The sequence below is a fragment of the Rickettsia endosymbiont of Gonocerus acuteangulatus genome, from assembly GCF_964026435.1.
Lineage (GTDB): Bacteria > Pseudomonadota > Alphaproteobacteria > Rickettsiales > Rickettsiaceae > Rickettsia.
In genome coordinates, this window is the sequence record NZ_OZ032147.1 from 1,719,477 (window position 1) to 1,741,151 (window position 21,675).

Genomic DNA, 21,675 nt, shown 5'->3' on the forward strand with positions numbered 1-21,675 from the left:
ATAATTAAACATGTCAAAGAGGATAAAGTTGCAAGCAATACCAATTAATAGGACAAATTATTGTCAATTTTTAATAGTTAGCCAAAAGAATTATAGTTTAACCTACTACGCTGAACATGCAAAGAAATGTAGTCATGATGTTATTAATAGATTTTTAAGGAATGAAAAATATACACCTTCTTTGTTATGGGAACACATCAAGAATGATGTTATTTTTTCATCTAATGGATATACAATATTTGATGATACGGTTTTAAATAAAAGGAATACGAAGCAAATAGAAATTGCAAGATCGCAGTACAGTGGAGCTACAGGTAGAGTTACTAAAGGTATAGGAGTAGTGAGTCTGGTATATTATAACCCTGATATTAATAAGTTTTGGGTAATAGATTATCGAATTTTTGCACCTGATCATGATGGAGCAACAAAACTAGAACACCTATTAAACATGTTAAATAATGCTGTTTATAGCAAGAAGATTCCTTTTCAAACAGTACTTTTTGACACATGGTATTCTACACACAAAATTATGCAACATGTTGACTCTCTGGGGAAATATTATTATGCCCCTATTAAAGCCAATAGAAACGTTAGTAAAACGCACGATTCTAAACCTTATAAAGCTGTAAAAGAGTTGACATTTTCAGATGAAGAGATCAGGCATGGAGTAGAGATTCATATAAAAGGCTTTGCTAAAAATAAGCATGTTAATTTGTTTAAATTTACTGTTCCTACCAACAGAGTTGAGTATGTTGTTACCAATAACAAAACTCAAAAATCTTCTAAAGCTGCACAAGATGAGTATGGCTTTCGATGGGTAATTGAGAGCATGCACAGAGAAATTAAGCAACTTACTGGGATAGAACGTTGTCAATGCAGGAAACAGCGTATTCAACGTAATCATATTAGTTGGGCATTTTTAGTTTGGGCATTTCTCAAAAGGACTGCAAATACAATCGGTAAAACGGTTTACCAAATAAAGTTAGGGCTTTTAGATGACTATATGCAACAACAGCTGCGTTCTCCATCTTTACGATATTTAGAACCAAACATAGCGTAAGTTTTGTAATAAACAGGAGGATAATTTTATGACTTAAATATCAGATAATTTTTTTATGATACTGTATCAATTTTCAGCCGTTGCATATTAAAAATCTGTATCATTTTTCGACCGCTGTTGACAATGATGCAGAAAAGATTCTAGAACAAGGTTTTAAGGATGAACAAAAACATAAAAAATGGATAGAAAAGCAACTTAACGATTAACTAAGAAAATAAGGAGAGTACAGAGTTAGTACTCTCTATTTTTAGGTTTGCAAAAGCCTTGGAACTATATAACTATGCAACATTAGCCCTTTATCGGTTAAATAGAGATTTTCATCTAACCTAATTAAATCTAATTCTTGATAATGGTTAAGGCTACAAATATTTAAAATATTCTCTAATTTTGCATCTATTTTCTGCTCCAATGCAGAAATATTTATGCCATTTTTAAGGCGTAATCCCATCATCAAGATTTCTTCAATTATCTCTTGCTTGGTTAACTTAGAATTAGTTTGAATACCATTATTCTTATTATTAACTACTTCTAACCATTTTTCTGGTTTATGCCACATCATAATCGCCGATACTGAACTAGGATTTTCAATTATTCTACTGTGAGCACCAGGACCTATACCTAAATAATAATTATAATTCCAATAGGTTAAATTATGCACACATTCTTGCCCTACTTTCGCATAATTAGATATTTCATATCTAAAATAATTTTGAGATTCTAGATAATCATTCGTCCACTCATACATTTCAGCTGCTATATCGGAACTTGGAAGGATCAAATTACCATCATGAAATAATTTATAAAACGGCGTACCTTTTTCGATGGTAAGCTGATAAAGAGAAATATGCCCCGTAACAAGTTCCATTGCTTGCTTTAGTTCTTGCTGCCAATCTTTTAATTCCTGACTGCTGCGAGCATATATCAGATCAAACGAAACTCTAGGAAAAATTTTATTAGCGGATTCAATCGTTTTAATAGCTTGCAATGAATCATGAGTTCTGCCAAGCTTTTTTAAGTCATCCTCTCTTAAAGATTGTACTCCAATCGAAACACGATTAATACCAGCGGCTTTAAACGCCTTAAATTTTTCTGTCTCAAATGAAGTTGGGTTAGCCTCTAGGGTTATTTCAGTTTGCTTATCTATTCTTGCGAACTCACTAATTTTATTTATTATTCCCTCAACAATTTTAGGATTCATCAAAGAGGGAGTACCGCCGCCGAAAAAAATAGATTTTATATATTTATTTTGAATAATATCTTTAAAATATTCTATTTCTTTTTCATAGGATTTAAGCCAATTACCATCATCTATACTATTCGCTATATGGGAATTAAAATCACAATAAGGACATTTAGACAAACAAAAAGGCCAATGAATATATATGCTTAAATCACTCGCCTTAACTTCTTGCATAAATATAACTTTTTTTAACTACTCAATTTCTGCTTTAGATAATTTCGTAATTTTTATAACAGACTCTAAGGGAAGTCTTTCTTTCATCATTTCTTTTGCCATAATCACTTTTTCTTCTTGCATTTTCTTTACCACTAATATTTGTAATAATACATGCATTTATTAATTGGTTTATTTAAGTTTTTTGATTTCGTCTTCATTTAAACCGGTTGAGGTAGCAATTAAATCAATTTTTAGACCTGCTTTAATAAATTTCTAGCTATGGCAATCTTTTCTTCCTGCATTTTCTTTACCATGATAGCTTTTTTTTCTTCTCTATCTTGTTGCATCCAATGATGAGCTATACTTTTCATAATGTTCTCTCTTTTTTTAGGATTTAATTTTGATTGAAGTAGTTTTTCTACTTCTATTATATCACCTTGCTTAATTCTGGTCAAAGTGTAGCATAAAATTAGTTCTATATGCTCAATACCAATATCAACTTTAGCGAATTTAGGCAAAAGATCAGCTGTATACTCATTTAATTTGAAAAATTGACGACAAAGTCTTTTGCTGATAATCCTAACGTACTTTTTGTACGCTCCGGTTATCAGCTTCAAACCACCTTGCTCTTTTCCAAATAAAACTTCGTCTACCGTCTATTATTAATAAAATATCCATAAAGTGCAATATACGAAGATCAACTTCAAAAAGAGCTAGAAGTTCATAAGGCGAGGAACGGAAGCAGTTACTTAATACGTGAGCACAGACGAAACTTGAAAAATTGACAAAACTTACGCTATGAGTAAAAAAGTGATAAATTATTGTAAAAATAATTAAACATGTCAAAGAGGATAAAGTTGCAAGCAATACCAATTAATAGGACAGATTATTGTCAATTTTTAATAGTTAGCCAAAAGAATTATAGTTTAACCTACTACGCTGAACATGCAAAGAAATGTAGTCATGATGTTATTAATAGATTTTTAAGGAATGAAAAATATACACCTTCTTTGTTATGGGAACACATCAAGAATGATGTTATTTTTTCATCTAATGGATATACAATATTTGATGATACGGTTTTAAATAAAAGGAATACGAAGCAAATAGAAATTGCAAGATCGCAGTACAGTGGAGCTACAGGTAGAGTTACTAAAGGTATAGGAGTAGTGAGTCTGGTATATTATAACCCTGATATTAATAAGTTTTGGGTAATAGATTATCGAATTTTTGCACCTGATCATGATGGAGCAACAAAACTAGAACACCTATTAAACATGTTAAATAATGCTGTTTATAGCAAGAAGATTCCTTTTCAAACAGTACTTTTTGACACATGGTATTCTACACACAAAATTATGCAACATGTTGACTCTCTGGGGAAATATTATTATGCCCCTATTAAAGCCAATAGAAACGTTAGTAAAACACACGATTCTAAACCTTATAAAGCTGTAAAAGAGTTGACATTTTCAGATGAAGAGATCAGGCATGGAGTAGAGATTCATATAAAAGGCTTTGCTAAAAATAAGCATGTTAATTTGTTTAAATTTACTGTTTCTACCAACAGAGTTGAGTATGTTGTTACCAATAACAAAACTCACAAATCTTCTAAAGCTGCACAAGATGAGTGTGGCTTTCGATGGGTAATTGAGAGCATGCACAGAGAAATTAAGCAACTTACTGGGATAGAACGTTGTCAATGCAGGAAACAGCGTATTCAACGTAATCATATTAGTTGGGCATTTTTAGTTTGGGCATTTCTCAAAAGGACTGCAAATACAATCGGTAAAACGGTTTACCAAATAAAGTTAGGGCTTTTAGATGACTATATGCAACAACAGCTGCGTTCTCCATCTTTACGATATTTAGAACCAAACATAGCGTAAGTTTTGTTGACTGTCCCCAGTTAAAAAACTATAAACGCACTATATACATTTTCTACTAATAGTACAACAATAATATTATTTTTTTAATTAAAAATGCTGATTTGCTTTTAGGAAAACAACTTTCCAAGACCACTGCGAAGCAAGTTTTTAGGATTCATGTTGCTTGCTTTTTTCATCATATCGCTTATTTGCTTGAATTGTTTTAACAAAATATTTACTTTCTGCACTGTAGTTCCTGCACCTAGAGCTATACGTTTTCTACGTGAAGCATTAATAATATCAGGATTTCTTCGCTCTTTTGGAGTCATAGATAAAATAATTGCTTCTTGATGCTCGATTATTTTACTGTTTAACTTCGATTGATCTATCTGATCCATAATCTTACCACTACCTGGAAGCATACTAAGTATACTACCAAAACCACCCATTTTTTTTATACTTTTCATTTGTTGCAAATAATCATTTAAATCAAACTTACCTTTTTTTAATTTAGCTGCTGTTTTTTCTGCTTGTTCTCTATCTACTATACTTGCTGCTTTTTCAACGAAAGAGATAATATCTCCCATATCAAGTATTCTAGACGCTATACGTTTAGCATCGAACTCTTCTAAATCGGTTAGTTTCTCGCCACTGCTTAAAAACTTAATTGGTCTTTGTGTAATATATTTTACGCTTAATGCCGCACCACCCTTAGAGTCACCATCAATTCTTGACAAAATTAACCCTGAAATTTCTAGCTGCTCATTAAAGCTACTAGCCGTAACTACTGCATCTTGTCCTGTCATGCTGTCGATTACTAACAACGTTTCGGTTGGCTCTACCAGTTTCTTAATCGCTATCGCCTCATTCATCATTTCTTGATCAATTTGCGTTCTTCCGGCAGTATCATAAATAACTACATCATATGCCGATAACCTGGCTTCAGCCATTGCTCTTTTAACTATCTCAAGTGGCTTTTCACCTTTAACAATCGGTAGTGAATTAATTTTTACCGAATTTGCAAGTATCTCTAGCTGCTCTTGTGCGGCCGGTCTATAAGTATCAAGAGAGACTAATAAAACTTTTTTATTCTGATTTTTAAGACGCAACGCTAGCTTACCGCTTGCTGTAGTTTTACCGCTACCTTGCAACCCTACCATTAAAAGATTTACCGGCGGTTTTGCATTTAAATTTAGTTTTATTTCATCTTCATTAGACGATAAAATATTTATCATCTCTTCATGGATAATTTTAATTATCATTTGCCCAGGCGAAACAGATTTGATAACTTCTTGCCCTAAGGCTTTTTGTTTAACTTCTGCTACAAAATTTTTTATTACAGGTAGAGCAACATCCGATTCTAAAAGAGCAACTCTTATATCTCTTAAAGCAGCATCTATCTGCTCTTCAGTTAAAAGCCCTGAACTTACTAGCCGATCAAAAATCTTCGTTAAATTTTGCGTTAAAGTTTTAAACATAAAGATAAATAATTAAATAAAGTCTTTGTCTAATATATTTCTCTCTTTGCATTTTAGCAACAATAATATTTGTGACTTTTATACAACATATTAGTTTTATGCTAAAAAATATATAAATAAAAGTAATCCCCGCCGCAAGCAGCGGGGTATTTTAGAAGAAAGCTAGCTGATGATCCTCATGCAGTTTCTGATATTCCTTGCCTTGGTTTTTTACGTATTTTCCTATCATATTCTCATTTCCATGCTTACCTACCGTACTCGTAAAATATCCATCAGTCCAAAATTCTCCACCCCATAATTGTTTCTTTACCTGTGGACACTGTCTAAATATTTGACGAGCTGTAACACTTTTAATTGTTGTTACTATTTTTGTTACGCTATAGGTTGGTACAGATTGTACCAAAAAATGGACATGATCTTCATCAACCCCTATTTCTAAAAATTTTATTTGATATCTCTTTTCTATCTCTAAACATATTTCTCGTAATACTTGATCAACTGATACGTCAAACACTGCTCGGCGATATTTTGCTGGAAATACCATGTGATACAGCAGTACCGTAACATTATGACTTTTATGTATATATTTGCTCATTCCGCCATATTACGCCGCAAGCGGCGGGGAATATACCCAAAAGAGATTTAATAACATATAACACTGACTACGCAGAAACTAAGAAAGACAAATACTTAAATAATACCAAAACAACAATTGATAAAGTACATATTGTTACAAAACATATACCTTTAGTAAGTAATTTTACCGAAATTGCAAATGATATAACTCATTTAATACATGATGTGGTCAAAACTAAAAAGCTTAAAGATATAACAAATACAATTATTAATGTGGCTGAAAGCTATAACACTATAGAAAAGCTAGATAATATCTTACTAAATTCTGCCATTTTCATTACTGATAATAGAAAAGAACAGATTTTAAATTTGGAAGATCGTTTTAATAACAATCTGCCAAAGCCAAATAACGGGAAATTATTAGGAATAAAAATTTTAAAAAACTAATAAATTTTGAATCTCATCCTAAATCTATAAACGATCAAATAGCAAAGCTAGCTGTTCAGGATACAGTATTATTAATATGCGAATTACTTAATAATAATCTAGATATTATTAATTGTGCTAAATCAATCTTACAAACTAATAATTTTAAAGCCTCAACTGAAACTAATATAAATAATATTCTATTATTTGAAAAACATATGGAAACAATAGACAATACTGTACTTATTAACACCATATTTGATGAATAGATACCTTAAGAAAATTCTTCCATCACTAATATATAACTAGCTTTTAAGTCTAAATCATAATCGATTGTATTATATATTAGCTTTTTTATGTCAGCAAATTTTTGAATTAGATAAGAAAGGTTACGATTCGGTAATGCATGAAATATTTTATTTTCTAAATCAGAAAACACAATATCAATATTTGAAGATTTTTTTAGAATTCTATTCATTAATAGGAGTATATTATCAGTAAAATCTAACCATAACTCTCTATCTTTAGCGTTAAATTGCTTAATAAACTCTAATTTAGAATTTAAGTTTTCATTATCTGCGATAGGTTGAATAAATTTAGAATATAATTCTTCTTCAGAATGACTTTCAAACGATTTAGTACTAATTTTAAAACACCTTGATCTGATCGTAGAAATTATACTTGAAGCTCTTGAAGTAATCAAAAATATATAACTATTTTTAGGCGTGTCTTCTAAAATCTTTAAACATGAATTTGCTGCGTTCAGATTCATAAGATCTGCCGAATAAATTACGGCAACCTTACATCCTGAAATTGCAGAAGTTTTACTTAAGAACTCCTGTAATTTTCTTATTTGCTCGATAGAGATATTCTTAACATTAGACGTAGCAGAAACTTCTCTAACAATAAGATGATAATCTGGATTATTTTCAAGAGGAATATTATTCTTTAAAAGCTTTGAACATACAAATTTCTCTATATCTTTTAAAGCTTGCTCTATATTTTCTGCTTCAATAAGCCAGCTATTATGTAGCTTTTTATATTTTAAACTAAACTCTAGATGCTCAATTATCATATAAACTAATAGTTAAGGCTTCCTTTAATGCCCTGATCCTTGAAACATAATTATATTACTAAAGCTATAGGACTGCTAACAGTCCTACGACTGTACCTAAGGCTTAACTGTGGTACTAACTATAGGAAAAAAATATAAGTTACTTATTATTACAAGCTTTTTTAAGTTTACTTCCAGCTTTAAATACAGGTTGCTTATAAGCAGGTATGGTCATTTTTGCTCCTGTTTTTGGATTACGACCTTCTCTTGATTTTCTACTTTGTATTCCAAACGAACCAAAACTAGTGATATTAACACTATGTTGATGTTTAGTAGCAGAAATTATAGATTCAAGCACCCAGTTAAGTGCCTTTTCTGCATCAGCTTTTGTAAATGATTTATGCCCCTGATGCTTATGGTGATGACCATGCTCAGTCATAAAAGCAATAAATTCTGTTTTATTCATTTTTTTAGGTTGTGTACTCATAAGAAATCAACTCTCTTTTAATGGGTTAATACATTACTGTTGTAGTACAATATATACAACTAGCAATAATGCACATCAATATATTTTTTTATTTTTTAACTAGGTTATTTAATTATAACAAACGTCTTAGTTTACTGCAAATATCCGTTATTTATAAAGTTTTAAAGATATATATAATTATATAACTAATAAAAAAAATGTAGCCATTTTACATCAGTTATGCTTTTAAAGCTGGATATAATTAAATAATTCAAGTAAAAATTTACAATAAATATATCAAAGAGAACATCAAATCAAATGTTATTATCTGAAATTTGCATAAAACGTCCGGTATTTGCAACTGTTTTAAGTTTAGTTATTTTAGTTCTTGGAACAATTTTTTTCACTAAGCTACAAATTAGAGGTACGCCAGATATTTCAATTCCTATTATAAACGTCAATGCTTTTTATGCTGGTGCTGATGCTTTATATATGGAAAAAGAAATAACAACCCGAATAGAAAAGGCTTTAAAAACAGTTAAAAACCTAGATTATATAACTTCACAAAGTAGCACTGGGCAAAGTAGTATTACTTTATCTTTCTTATTATCTACAGATATTGAAGTGGCATTAAATGATGTACGCTCTAAAATATCCGATATAACTTATATGTTTCCGCAGGATATGAAAGCACCTTCAGTTGCAAAGCTTGATGCTGATAGCTTTCCAAGTCTTTTTATAAGCGTTGAAAGTGAACAATATAACGATTTAGAATTAACAAAAATTGTTGAAGATTACTTGCAAACTCCTTTAGATAAACTAGAAAGCGTAGGACAGTCACAAATTTATGGTGGTAACGAATATATAATGAGGATAGAGCCTGATCCTAAAAAATTATATCAACATAAAATTTCTTTATTAGATATTGAGGTTGCCATAAGAGAGCAAAATAAAGATTATCCTGCCGGCAATATTAAAACAGGAATAAATAATTTTATAGTAACTCTTGAAGGTTCTTTGTCTACTCCCGAAGAATTTGGCAATATTATAATAAAAGTCCAAGATAATAGTATAATCAAACTACGAGATATAGCTAAAGTATATTTAACTGCTCCAGATAATGAAGTATTATTTAGGTATAATGGGAAAAATTCTATTGCTCTTGGACTTATCAAAGAATCTAAGGCTAATGTTATAGATTTATCAAACGATGTTACAAAAGAAATTGAAAAAGTAAAAGAGTCAATTCCTAAAGGAATAAGCTTAAATATTGCGTATGATGGAGCAAAACCCGTTAGAGCCTCGATTTATGCAGTATTTCAAACCATTTTTGAAGCTTTAATATTAGTGATTTTAGTAACATATTTATTTCTTGCCTCTGCTAAAATCACCTTAATTCCATTTGTTACTATTCCTGTATCGTTAATAGGTACTTTCAGCGTAATGTATGCTATGGGGTTTTCTATCAATATCTTTACGCTACTTGCCATGATCCTTGCAATCGGACTTGTGGTAGATGATGCAATAGTTATGCTTGAAAATATATTTAGATACAATGAAATGGGTCATAAACCTATGGAGGCGGCATTGCTCGCATCTAAAGAAATAGGGTTCGCAATTATTGCAATGACTATTACACTTGCTGCTGTATTTTTACCTGTTGGATTTATAGATGGGTTTGTTGGGAAATTATTCATAGAATTCGCATGGACTTTAGCGTTTTGCATTTTATTTTCAGGATTTGTAGCCTTAACCTTAACGCCTATGATGTCAAGTCGTATGATTACTAAACATAACGCTCCGACTCTTAAGTTTTTAGTTAAATTTAATGAGCTTTTACAATTAATACAGGATAGATATATTCATTACCTAAACCTAACTTTTGATAATAAAAAGAAATTTGTCCTAATTATTGCTGCATCATTTGTGGTATTAATCATCAGTTTTAAATTTGTGAAAAAAACCTTTATACCCCAAGAAGATGATGGATTCCTGCAACTATCTTTCAAAGGACCGGAAGGTTCTAGCTTAGAACATTCTACTGAAGTAGTAATAGAAGCCGAGAAAATCCTTGCTAATTACAAAGACATAGCAGGTTACTTAATGGTAATAGGAGCAGACGGTAGTGATAATGTCCTTTCTTTTGTACCATTAAAAGATTGGAAGCAGCGTTCTAGATCGCAAGAAACAATTAAGAATATGCTGAATAAGCAATTTTCCGAGATAGCAGGTATGAAAGTTTTTGCTATGGATCCTCGCTCAATCGTCAGTAGTGGCGGAGGTAGCCCTATCGAATTTACTATTCAAACAAATCTTGAATATGATGATTTAGATAAAATATCACAGCAATTTATAGATATAATGAAAGCAAACCCGATTTTTTCTAATGTTAATAGAAACCTACAATCAGCAATGCCAACTATTGCTATCGAAATTAATCGTGATAAAGCTTATTTATATGGAACGAATATGGCAAACATTGGTAAAACAGTGCAGTATTTACTGGCAGGTCAACAAGTAGGTGACTTTAGAAAAGGTAACGATCTGTATGAAGTGATGCTGCAATTTAATCAAAAAGACCGCAGTAGCATTAGTGATTTTAGTAAAATTCTGATACCAACAAAGAATAATAATATGTTGCCCCTTGAATCAATAGCTAATATCACAGAAAAAATATCCGTAAAATCATATAGCCATTATAACAACTCAAAATCTGTTACCATCTCTTCCGACCTTAGCCCTGATAGCAAAATTGAAGATGCGATTAACGAAATTAATAAAATAGCAGCTAACTTACTTGATTCGAGTAATACTATACTCGAATATATCGGAGAAATTAAACAAATGAAAGAAGCAGATAGTAATATGCTTATGACATTTGGCTTTGCTCTTATATTCATTTATTTAGTGCTTGCATCACAATTCGAAAGCTTTGTTGATCCGTTATTAATATTACTTGCCGTACCTTTTTCTATAACCGGTGGCGTGCTTGCTCTCTGGATTTCAGGTAACAGCCTTAATATGTATAGTAATATCGGGCTTATTACTTTAATTGGGCTAATCACTAAGAACTCTATTATGATAGTAGAATTTGCTAACCAACTAAGAGAAAAAGGAGCAAATATTAGAAATGCTATAATAGAAGCTTGTACTCTTCGCCTGCGACCAATTTTAATGACTACACTTGCTGCTGTCTTAGGTAGTATACCACTAATTTTTGCAACAGGTGCGGGAGCTAGTGCCCGTAATTCTATTGGTCTTGTAATAGTTGGTGGCTTAAGCATTGGCACTATATTTACAATTTTTGTTATCCCTGTAATATACCAAACATTTAAGAAAAATTAATAACTTGTAAAATAATTTTACAAATATAAAAATTTTAATGGACATCTATCTAAAAATAGGAAATTATAATTGTATGGTAAATTGTTTTGAAGTCTAGATTTACTTAAACATCAATAATATGGAGAGCAAAATATGCTAATAAATACTTCTAGTAATCCACTTATCACTACTATACATTTACTATCTTGTCATTGTCAATTAAAAAGGGACCAGTAAATTGCACGAAAAAGGAACCACTATATTTAAAAATTTTTATGCCATATTACCTCCAGATTTATAGTTATTAATACGATAACTTTTACCTTTTATGTTTAGTATATGAGCATGATGTACCACTCGATCAATAATTGCATGAGTTAATACTTCATCAGCAAATATTTCATTCCATTTTTCAAAATCCTTGTTTGTGTGTCATTGTCAATTAAAAAGGGACCAGTAAATTGCACGAAAAAGGAACCACTATATTTAAAAATTTTTATGCCATATTACCTCCAGATTTATAGTTATTAATACGATAACTTTTACCTTTTATGTTTAGTATATGAGCATGATGTACCACTCGATCAATAATTGCATGAGTTAATACTTCATCAGCAAATATTTCATTCCATTTTTCAAAATCCTTGTTTGTGGTAATAATGGTAGATTTATTTTCATATCGTTTAGCAATAATATTAAAAAAGTCTTCTACTGAATGTTTTGGCAATTGCTTAAACCCGAGCTCATCAAGAATTAATAAATCAAACGATAGGAGTAATTTAACCTTTTTGTGATAACTATTATCTGCTCTTGCAATATGTAAATTATAAAGCATATCCGATACCGTAGTAAAATATACAGAGTATTCTCGTGTTAAAGCTTTTAATGCTAGCCCAATGGCAAGATGAGTTTTCCCAGTTCCTGAATCACCTATGAATATTACATTTCCCTTAGTATTAATATAATCACAAGTTGATAAATCACTTATTACTTTGGCATCAACACTTGGTTGGAAATTAAAATCAAAGTCTTCTAAATTTTTAGTTACCGGCAATTTAGCAGCACTTTTACGGCGACGGTAATTATTATCCTTACGGTTAGATTTTTCATCTTCACATAATAGTGATAGAAATTCTTTAAATCCTAGTTTATTATTTTGAGCATAAATAATCCTTTCATTTAAACTATTGACTATACCTGATAATCTAAAGCTTCGTAGGTCATTAAATAAGTTCTGCATTATTACCTCCAAACTCTGGTAATGGTAAGTTTACTGCATTACTATTTAAAATATTCTTAATTTTAGAGTAAGAACTTATACCATAATGTAGTGCTCTATGACAGGCTTTATCTATTAAGTCATCATTGTAAACCTTACGTAAAGAAATGATACCTCGTGCACAACGTTGCCAATCATTCACTCTTGTTTGTTGTAATGATTCTAATAATAAACTGCAATTATTCCCTATCTGCTGCATTTGTTGTTGATAATGTTCACTATATTCTATAAAACCTGGGCATAGACGTTTGTATTTAGCATAATGAGACGGATTAGTGGTAAATATCCCCTTGCCCTCTGTTCTAACGTGTCTTGCTATTAAATCATTTTGTATAGAAAATATTTGAACAAGTTTTGGGGACAATTGTACCATTACCTCACTGTATATATATTTTGCTGGTACAGAGTAATAATTATTATCTATGGTAATATGACAATCTTTTGCTACTTTTCGATTATGCCAAGATGACAAATCAAAAGTTTCTAATGGTAAAGGAATCAAACTACTTCTTTCCTCTTGCTCAAACAGTTCTCTAGGTATTCTCTTAGTAGTACCATGTATTCGGCTATTGGCCTTATTTAACCAATTTGCAAGACCATTTGTTAATTCTTCATATCTATCAAATTTACGACCAGCAAAAAAATTATTTTTAACGTATTTTATTCCCGACTCAACTTTGCCTTTTTCTTGCGGTTGATACACTCGACAAGGAGAAAGTAAAATTCCATAATGATCGGCTAAGCACTTATATTCCTTCTGATATACTGGCTCATAAAAATTGGCATCTACTACTCCAGCTTTAAGATTATCAAGTTTTATTACTTTTGGACTACCAGCAAAATAATTAAATGCATTGATATGACATTGAATCCATGTTTGACAACTTTGATCAAACACTACTTCATAATAATCAAGGCGACTATAGCTTAAACGCATATTAAATACATATGCTTTAACTCTACGCCCTTTAGAATTATACTGTAAGCCTATGTCACCAAAATCTACTTGTGCTTCCTCTCCTGCTAAAGTATGAAAACGAATGCAACTGTTATCCTTAATTTTATATTTTTTGATATAACGGGTCAAAGAAGTATAACTGCTTGTATAACCTTGATTTTTTAACTCCTCAAAAATTCTTATGTAACTCAGATTTTTTTCTAATAACTCAATTATTTTTTCGTGCCAAAAATCCAAAACTGAAGATCGTTCATAGATTGCTGGGGATTCTGTACCAGCCTCTACATAGCGGTTTATTATTTTTCGTACTGTTTTGCGGTCTGTTCTTGTTAGTTTGGCAATATTCCTTTGACTATTGCCTTGTTTATAAAGGGTGATAATTGTTGTATACATATTTATTCTTATCATTGTATCACTAGATATTTACTTGCTTAATTATCTAGTGAATATTGCACATTAACCTTATTAGGTCACACCAACTTCTCTGGTCCCTTTTTCGTGCAATTTACTGGTCCCTTTTATTTTAGCAATGACATTTGTGGTAATAATGGTAGATTTATTTTCATATCGTTTAGCAATAATATTAAAAAAGTCTTCTACTGAATGTTTTGGCAATTGCTTAAACCCGAGCTCATCAAGAATTAATAAATCAAACGATAGGAGTAATTTAACCTTTTTGTGATAACTATTATCTGCTCTTGCAATATGTAAATTATAAAGCATATCCGATACCGTAGTAAAATATACAGAGTATTCTCGTGTTAAAGCTTTTAATGCTAGCCCAATGGCAAGATGAGTTTTCCCAGTTCCTGAATCACCTATGAATATTACATTTCCCTTAGTATTAATATAATCACAAGTTGATAAATCACTTATTACTTTGGCATCAACACTTGGTTGGAAATTAAAATCAAAGTCTTCTAAATTTTTAGTTACCGGCAATTTAGCAGCACTTTTACGGCGACGGTAATTATTATCCTTACGGTTAGATTTTTCATCTTCACATAATAGTGATAGAAATTCTTTAAATCCTAGTTTATTATTTTGAGCATAAATAATCCTTTCATTTAAACTATTGACTATACCTGATAATCTAAAGCTTCGTAGGTCATTAAATAAGTTCTGCATTATTACCTCCAAACTCTGGTAATGGTAAGTTTACTGCATTACTATTTAAAATATTCTTAATTTTAGAGTAAGAACTTATACCATAATGTAGTGCTCTATGACAGGCTTTATCTATTAAGTCATCATTGTAAACCTTACGTAAAGAAATGATACCTCGTGCACAACGTTGCCAATCATTCACTCTTGTTTGTTGTAATGATTCTAATAATAAACTGCAATTATTCCCTATCTGCTGCATTTGTTGTTGATAATGTTCACTATATTCTATAAAACCTGGGCATAGACGTTTGTATTTAGCATAATGAGACGGATTAGTGGTAAATATCCCCTTGCCCTCTGTTCTAACGTGTCTTGCTATTAAATCATTTTGTATAGAAAATATTTGAACAAGTTTTGGGGACAATTGTACCATTACCTCACTGTATATATATTTTGCTGGTACAGAGTAATAATTATTATCTATGGTAATATGACAATCTTTTGCTACTTTTCGATTATGCCAAGATGACAAATCAAAAGTTTCTAATGGTAAAGGAATCAAACTACTTCTTTCCTCTTGCTCAAACAGTTCTCTAGGTATTCTCTTAGTAGTACCATGTATTCGGCTATTGGCCTTATTTAACCAATTTGCAAGACCATTTGTTAATTCTTCATATCTATCAAATTTACGACCAGCAAAAAAATTATTTTTAACGTATTTTATTCCCGACTCAACTTTGCCTTTTTCTTGCGGTTGATACACTCGACAAGGAGAAAGTAAAATTCCATAATGATCAGCTAAGCACTTATATTCCTTCTGATATACTGGCTCATAAAAATTGGCATCTACTACTCCAGCTTTAAGATTATCAAGTTTTATTACTTTTGGACTACCAGCAAAATAATTAAATGCATTGATATGACATTGAATCCATGTTTGACAACTTTGATCAAACACTACTTCATAATAATCAAGGCGACTATAGCTTAAACGCATATTAAATACATATGCTTTAACTCTACGCCCTTTAGAATTATACTGTAAGCCTATGTCACCAAAATCTACTTGTGCTTCCTCTCCTGCTAAAGTATGAAAACGAATGCAACTGTTATCCTTAATTTTATATTTTTTGATATAACGGGTCAAAGAAGTATAACTGCTTGTATAACCTTGATTTTTTAACTCCTCAAAAATTCTTATGTAACTCAGATTTTTTTCTAATAACTCAATTATTTTTTCGTGCCAAAAATCCAAAACTGAAGATCGTTCATAGATTGCTGGGGATTCTGTACCAGCCTCTACATAGCGGTTTATTATTTTTCGTACTGTTTTGCGGTCTGTTCTTGTTAGTTTGGCAATATTCCTTTGACTATTGCCTTGTTTATAAAGGGTGATAATTGTTGTATACATATTTATTCTTATCATTGTATCACTAGATATTTACTTGCTTAATTATCTAGTGAATATTGCACATTAACCTTATTAGGTCACACCAACTTCTCTGGTCCCTTTTTCGTGCAATTTACTGGTCCCTTTTATTTTAGCAATGACACTATCTTCTATAGGTGCTATAAATTGGGGGCTAATTGGATTATTCAATTTTAACCTAGTAACACTTTTATTTGGTTCATTTCCAATTATTGTTAAGTTACTTTATATAATTATTGGTTTTTGTGGGATATATTCATTTTTATGTTTAGGCAAATTATTATGTAAGCCAAGTGTAGAAAAGGGGAAATAATTACTACTTCAGTATTATCCGTTGAGAAAAAAGCGGATAATACTATCTTTAGTTAATATAATAAGATTCTATATCTTTTTTAATTAACAGCTGAATTTTGACGAAGCAACCTCAGGAATATATTTCCTTATGAGATTGCTTTCTAACCTTAAGCATTTTCTTCGTCAAGTTTTGCTGCTACTTTACGCATTTTATCCATAAAGAAACCTGTTCCTGCAGGTACTAAACGCCCAACTATAACATTCTCTTTAAGTCCTCGTAGCTTATCAACCTTACCAGCGATAGCAGCTTCAGTTAAAACCCTAGTGGTTTCTTGGAATGATGCAGCAGATATAAATGATCTAGTTTGCAGAGAAGACTTAGTAATACCTTGTAATATTAACTGAGCATCAGCAGGTCTTAAACCATTCTTAATTGCTTTTTCATTTATTTCGTCAAATTCACGTCGATCTATCTTCTCACCTACTAATAATGTAGTACCGCCTGAGTCTGTTATTTCTACTTTCTGTAACATCTGACGAATAATTACTTCTATGTGCTTATCATCAATTTTTACACCTTGTAGACGATAAACAGCCTGAACCTCTTTAACAATATAGCTTGCAAGAAGCTCTACACCCATCACTTTTAAAATATCCTGAAGTACTGGATTACCATCAATTAATAAGTCACCTTTCTTAACAAAGTCTCCCTCATTAACCACAACATGCTTACCTTTTGGCACCATATACTCAAGACCCATTGAACCATCAACTGGGTGTATAATAATACGTCTCTTAGACTTATAATCTTTACCAAACTCTACTCGACCATCTATCTCAGCAATCACTGCATGATCTTTTGGACGTCTTGCTTCGAAAAGCTCGGCTACTCTTGGTAAACCACCCGTAATATCCTTAGTAGTAGTTGACTCTTTAGGAATACGTGCAATTATATCACCTACTGATATTTGTACCCCATCTTCTACACTTAAAACCGCTCCAACTGGTAAATAATATCTTGCTTCTAAACCATTTGATAACATAATAATTTCACCTTTAGCGTCAAGAAGCTGGATTCGTGGTCTTAGTTCGGCTCCACGTGAATATTGTTTTGATTCGATGATAACTTTGCTTGGAATACCAGTTGCTTCATCAGTTACATCACGAACCGAAATCCCCTCAACCATATCTTTAAATAATACCTTACCAGATTTTTCAGTAATAATAGGTATGGTATATGGATCCCATTCTGCAAGCTTTTGCGTCTTGGTAACCATATCACCCTCATCGACAAGTAATCTAGCACCATATGGGATTTTACTACGAGCTTTTTCATTACCATTATTATCAAGTAATAATAACTCACAGTTACAGCTCATAACAATTTTTCGTTCTTCGGAATTAATCACCACGTTACGGCTAAGAATTTTTACTTTTGCATCATATGAAGCTTCTACAGAAGAAACTTCTGCTCCTTTCGTTGCTGCTCCTCCGATATGGAAAGTTCTCATTGTAAGCTGTGTACCTGGCTCACCGATAGATTGAGCAGCAATCACCCCTATAGCTTCCCCTTCGGAAACTAACGAACCGGTAGCAAGATCTCTACCATAACATATAACACATATACCGGTGGAACTTTTACAGGTTAGTACTGACTTAATCATAATTCTATCTAAACCTGCAGACTCGATTTGCTCTAATTTAGACTCATTAATTAATTCACCTTTGGTGAGAATTAAATCATTAGTTACTGGATGATATATATTAATAGCTGCCGTACGACCTAGAATCATTTCAGCTAAAGGCACTATTACTTCACCACCCTCTATAATACTCTTTACTTCAATACCCTTATCGGTGTTACAATCTTTTTCAGTAATAATACAATCTTGTGCAACATCTACTAATTTTCTTGTTAAGTAACCTGAGCTTGCAGTTTTTAAAGCCGTATCTATTTGTCCTTTACGCATTCCGTTAGCAGAGTTAAAGCATTCAAATACTGTTAATCCTTCCTTAAAGTTAGCGATAATAGGTGTTGGTATAATTTGACCATTTGATTTAGTCATAAGTCCACGCATACCACCAAGCTGTTTAATTTGCTGGAAAGACCCTCTAGCACCTGAAATAGCCATCATATATATAGAGTTTATCTTCTGTTGATTTGAATCATCACTAACAGGTGGCTTAGCAATTTCTTTCATCATATCATTAGCGACTCTATCAGTACATCTTGACCATGCATCAATTACTTTATTATATTTTTCGCCGTAAGTAATTAAACCATTTGAATATTGTTGCTCAAATTCCTTGATTTCAAGCTGAGTTTTATCGATATGAACAATTTTAGATTTTGGTACAACCATATCATCCATACCAAAAGAAATACCTGAAGAACAAGCATATTTGAAACCAAGCTTCATTAACTGATCAGCAAAAATTACTGTAGCTTTTTGACCGCAGTGACGATAGACTAAATCTATTACTAGAGATATATCCTTTTTAGTTAAAGGCTTATTAATAAACTTATATTCTATGTTAGGATTAGAAGGCAATAACTCACCAACCATTAATCTTCCATAAGTAGTATCAACTATTACAGGAACTATTTTGCCCTCAGCATTTAACTGATTACGACGATATTTTATCTTAGTATGAATCGTTATAAATTTGTTATATAGAGCATGCTCCATTTCAGTTAGGTCTGAGAACATCATACCCTCGCCTACCTCATGATCAAAAGCAAGCGTTAAATAATATAAGCCGAGTACTATATCTTTATCTGGTACAATAATAGGACGTCCATTAGCAGGGCTTAAAATATTATTAGTAGACATCATAAATACCCTAGCTTCAAGCTGGGCTTCAATCGATAAAGGAATATGTACAGCCATTTGATCACCATCAAAGTCCGCATTGAAAGCGGCACAAACAAGCGGATGAAGCTGTATTGCCTTACCTTCGATTAATAACGGCTCAAATGCCTGAATACCCAAACGGTGCAATGTCGGAGCTCTGTTAAGTAATACAGGGTGTTCTCTTATAACTTCCTCAAGCACATCCCAAACTTCAGGCTTTTCAGCCTCAACCATTCTTTTAGCTGCTTTAATAGTTGTAGCAATACCATATAATTCAAGCTTTGAATAAATGAACGGCTTGAACAATTCTAGAGCCATTTTTTTAGGTAAACCGCACTGATGAAGTTTAAGCTCCGGTCCTACTACGATAACTGAACGTCCTGAGTAGTCCACCCTTTTACCAAGTAAGTTTTGACGGAAACGACCTTGCTTACCTTTTAGCATATCGCTTAATGATTTAAACGGACGCTTATTAGCATTTTTTGCTGCTCTACCACGGCGTCCGTTATCAAATAACGCATCCACTGCTTCTTGCAGCATTCTTTTTTCATTTCTAACAATTATATCAGGTGCTTTTGACTCTATAAGCTTCTTTAGACGATTATTTCTATTAATTACTCTTCTATAAAGCTCATTAAGATCTGAAGTAGCGAATCTTCCACCATCTAACATAACAAGTGGTCTAAGTTCAGGAGGCATGACCGGTAACACGTTCATAATCATCCATTCTGGCTTATTTTCAGATTCTAAAAAGTCCTCTACTAATTTTAAACGCTTTACTAACTTTTTCTTTTTTACTTCTGAAGTCGTATTTTGTAGTTCTTCGTACAGCTCTTGCTTTAATGTTGGGAAATCAAGCTCTTTTAGCATTTGCTGTACTACTTCTGCACCGATAGACGCAGTAAATGCATCTTCCCCATATTTATCCTTTGCTTTTTGCAGTTCTTCTTCAGTTAAAAGCTCACCTTTTTGTAGAATAGATAATCCAGGATCAACTACCACATAATTTTCAAAATAAAGAATTTTTTCTATATCTCGCATCGTCATATCAAGAAGCGTACTAATTCTTGAAGGAAGAGACTTTAGAAACCAAATATGAGCAACGGGAGCCGCAAGTTCAATATGCCCCATTCTTTCACGTCTTACCCTAGAAACAGTAACCTCAACGCCACATTTTTCACAAGTAATACCACGATTTTTCATTCGCTTATACTTGCCGCAAAGACATTCATAATCTTTTACTGGACCAAAAATTCTTGCACAAAATAAACCATCTTTCTCAGGCTTAAAAGTACGATAATTAATAGTTTCAGGTTTTATTACTTCACCAAAAGACCATGAACGTACTTGTTCTGGACTTGCTATATTAATTCTTATCTGATCAAATTGTTGAGTATTACTTAATTGTCCGTAAAAATTTACTACACTCATAAATACTTTTTCCTTAAAATTGCTCTTTATACCTTTGATGCTTCAAGATTTGGGGGCTTGTGCTCACGTAATTTTCTAAGCCTCACTGCTTATTTGCTTCCAAATTTTGAAGTATCTGCATTATACTTCTTTATTAGAGTCGTTGTGTGAGTATAATTTTTTTCTTTCAAGAGCAGCATTATATACTCCTCCTAATAAAAGTAATCCCCGCCGCAAGCAGCGGGGTATTTTAGAAGAAAGCTAGCTGATGATCCTCATGCAGTTTCTGATATTCCTTGCCTTGGTTTTTTACGTATTTTCCTATCATATTCTCATTTCCATGCTTACCTACCGTACTCGTAAAATATCCATCAGTCCAAAATTCTCCACCCCATAATTGTTTCTTTACCTGTGGACACTGTCTAAATATTTGACGAGCTGTAACACTTTTAATTGTTGTTACTATTTTTGTTACGCTATAGGTTGGTACAGATTGTACCAAAAAATGGACATGATCTTCATCAACCCCTATTTCTAAAAATTTTATTTGATATCTCTTTTCTATCTCTAAACATATTTCTCGTAATACTTGATCAACTGATACGTCAAACACTGCTCGGCGATATTTTGCTGGAAATACCATGTGATACAGCAGTACCGTAACATTATGACTTTTATGTATATATTTGCTCATT

At 32.1% G+C, this 21,675-nt stretch carries 18 protein-coding genes; 5 read left to right on the forward strand and 13 right to left on the reverse strand.

Going from position 1 to position 21,675, the window contains the following annotated elements; translation table 11 throughout:
• The first annotated feature begins 10 nt into the window (after window positions 1-10).
• Window positions 11-1,060, forward strand: a complete 1,050-nt coding sequence (locus tag AAGD55_RS10695) for a transposase (protein WP_341791453.1) — start codon at window positions 11-13, stop codon at window positions 1,058-1,060.
• Between the two features lie 247 nt (window positions 1,061-1,307).
• Here AAGD55_RS10695 and hemW read toward each other — a convergent pair whose 3' ends face one another.
• Both hemW and AAGD55_RS10705 read right to left on the reverse strand, forming a co-directional pair.
• Window positions 1,308-2,474, reverse strand: a complete 1,167-nt coding sequence (hemW, locus tag AAGD55_RS10700) for a radical SAM family heme chaperone HemW (RefSeq protein WP_341791454.1) — start codon at window positions 2,472-2,474, stop codon at window positions 1,308-1,310.
• Between the two features lie 233 nt (window positions 2,475-2,707).
• On the reverse strand, window positions 2,708-2,974 hold the full coding sequence (locus tag AAGD55_RS10705) for a hypothetical protein (protein WP_341791455.1): 267 nt from the start codon (window positions 2,972-2,974) through the stop codon (window positions 2,708-2,710).
• A 321-nt stretch (window positions 2,975-3,295) separates the two neighbouring features.
• Here AAGD55_RS10705 and AAGD55_RS10710 point away from each other — a divergent pair, with 321 nt between their 5' ends.
• Window positions 3,296-4,345: a transposase gene (locus AAGD55_RS10710; RefSeq protein WP_341790834.1), complete on the forward strand. Its 1,050-nt coding sequence runs from the start codon at window positions 3,296-3,298 to the stop codon at window positions 4,343-4,345.
• A 107-nt stretch (window positions 4,346-4,452) separates the two neighbouring features.
• Here the strand turns inward: AAGD55_RS10710 and ffh are convergent, their stop codons facing one another.
• The gene (gene ffh / locus AAGD55_RS10715; RefSeq protein ID WP_341791456.1) at window positions 4,453-5,802 is read right to left on the reverse strand and encodes a signal recognition particle protein; all 1,350 of its coding nucleotides are present in this window, start codon (window positions 5,800-5,802) and stop codon (window positions 4,453-4,455) included.
• A gap of 151 nt (window positions 5,803-5,953) precedes the next feature.
• On the reverse strand, window positions 5,954-6,397 hold the full coding sequence (tnpA, locus tag AAGD55_RS10720) for an IS200/IS605 family transposase (protein ID WP_341790826.1): 444 nt from the start codon (window positions 6,395-6,397) through the stop codon (window positions 5,954-5,956).
• 206 nt (window positions 6,398-6,603) lie between these two features.
• On the opposite strand from tnpA (AAGD55_RS10720), the gene AAGD55_RS10725 reads away from it, so the two are divergent.
• Window positions 6,604-6,825 (forward strand): hypothetical protein, encoded by a 222-nt coding sequence (locus tag AAGD55_RS10725; protein WP_341791457.1) that lies wholly within the window; start codon window positions 6,604-6,606, stop codon window positions 6,823-6,825.
• Window positions 6,826-7,078: 253 nt separating this feature from the next.
• On the opposite strand, the gene AAGD55_RS10730 is transcribed toward AAGD55_RS10725, so the two are convergent.
• Window positions 7,079-7,879, reverse strand: a complete 801-nt coding sequence (locus AAGD55_RS10730; protein WP_341791458.1) for a DNA polymerase III subunit delta' — start codon at window positions 7,877-7,879, stop codon at window positions 7,079-7,081.
• A gap of 139 nt (window positions 7,880-8,018) precedes the next feature.
• Window positions 8,019-8,324, reverse strand: coding sequence for an HU family DNA-binding protein (locus tag AAGD55_RS10735; protein WP_341792592.1), 306 nt, complete (start codon window positions 8,322-8,324; stop codon window positions 8,019-8,021).
• 318 nt (window positions 8,325-8,642) lie between these two features.
• On the opposite strand from AAGD55_RS10735, the gene AAGD55_RS10740 reads away from it, so the two are divergent.
• Window positions 8,643-11,669 (forward strand): efflux RND transporter permease subunit, encoded by a 3,027-nt coding sequence (locus AAGD55_RS10740; protein ID WP_341791459.1) that lies wholly within the window; start codon window positions 8,643-8,645, stop codon window positions 11,667-11,669.
• Between the two features lie 252 nt (window positions 11,670-11,921).
• Here AAGD55_RS10740 and AAGD55_RS12460 read toward each other — a convergent pair whose 3' ends face one another.
• From AAGD55_RS12460 to istA (AAGD55_RS10760), 5 genes are all read right to left on the reverse strand, one after another.
• Window positions 11,922-12,047: an ATP-binding protein gene (locus tag AAGD55_RS12460; RefSeq protein ID WP_410526137.1), complete on the reverse strand. Its 126-nt coding sequence runs from the start codon at window positions 12,045-12,047 to the stop codon at window positions 11,922-11,924.
• A gap of 97 nt (window positions 12,048-12,144) precedes the next feature.
• A complete protein-coding gene (gene istB / locus AAGD55_RS10745; protein ID WP_341790851.1) occupies window positions 12,145-12,888 on the reverse strand; it encodes an IS21-like element helper ATPase IstB in 744 nt (247 codons plus the stop codon).
• Window positions 12,872-14,278 (reverse strand): IS21 family transposase, encoded by a 1,407-nt coding sequence (istA, locus tag AAGD55_RS10750; RefSeq protein WP_341790850.1) that lies wholly within the window; start codon window positions 14,276-14,278, stop codon window positions 12,872-12,874. Before istA (AAGD55_RS10750) ends, istB (AAGD55_RS10745) begins: the two co-directional genes overlap by 17 nt.
• 72 nt (window positions 14,279-14,350) lie before the next feature.
• Window positions 14,351-15,013 (reverse strand): IS21-like element helper ATPase IstB, encoded by a 663-nt coding sequence (gene istB, locus AAGD55_RS10755; protein ID WP_341791460.1) that lies wholly within the window; start codon window positions 15,011-15,013, stop codon window positions 14,351-14,353.
• The gene (istA, locus tag AAGD55_RS10760) at window positions 14,997-16,403 is read right to left on the reverse strand and encodes an IS21 family transposase (protein WP_341790850.1); all 1,407 of its coding nucleotides are present in this window, start codon (window positions 16,401-16,403) and stop codon (window positions 14,997-14,999) included. The genes istB (AAGD55_RS10755) and istA (AAGD55_RS10760) overlap by 17 nt, the downstream gene beginning before the upstream one ends.
• A gap of 136 nt (window positions 16,404-16,539) precedes the next feature.
• Between istA (AAGD55_RS10760) and AAGD55_RS10765 the strand changes: the two genes are divergently transcribed.
• The gene (locus AAGD55_RS10765; RefSeq protein WP_341791461.1) at window positions 16,540-16,734 is read left to right on the forward strand and encodes a DUF378 domain-containing protein; all 195 of its coding nucleotides are present in this window, start codon (window positions 16,540-16,542) and stop codon (window positions 16,732-16,734) included.
• 148 nt (window positions 16,735-16,882) lie between these two features.
• Here AAGD55_RS10765 and rpoC read toward each other — a convergent pair whose 3' ends face one another.
• Window positions 16,883-21,001: a DNA-directed RNA polymerase subunit beta' gene (rpoC, locus tag AAGD55_RS10770; protein WP_341791462.1), complete on the reverse strand. Its 4,119-nt coding sequence runs from the start codon at window positions 20,999-21,001 to the stop codon at window positions 16,883-16,885.
• A 229-nt stretch (window positions 21,002-21,230) separates the two neighbouring features.
• Window positions 21,231-21,674, reverse strand: coding sequence for an IS200/IS605 family transposase (gene tnpA / locus AAGD55_RS10775; protein ID WP_341790826.1), 444 nt, complete (start codon window positions 21,672-21,674; stop codon window positions 21,231-21,233).
• Between the last annotated feature and the right edge of the window lies 1 nt (window position 21,675).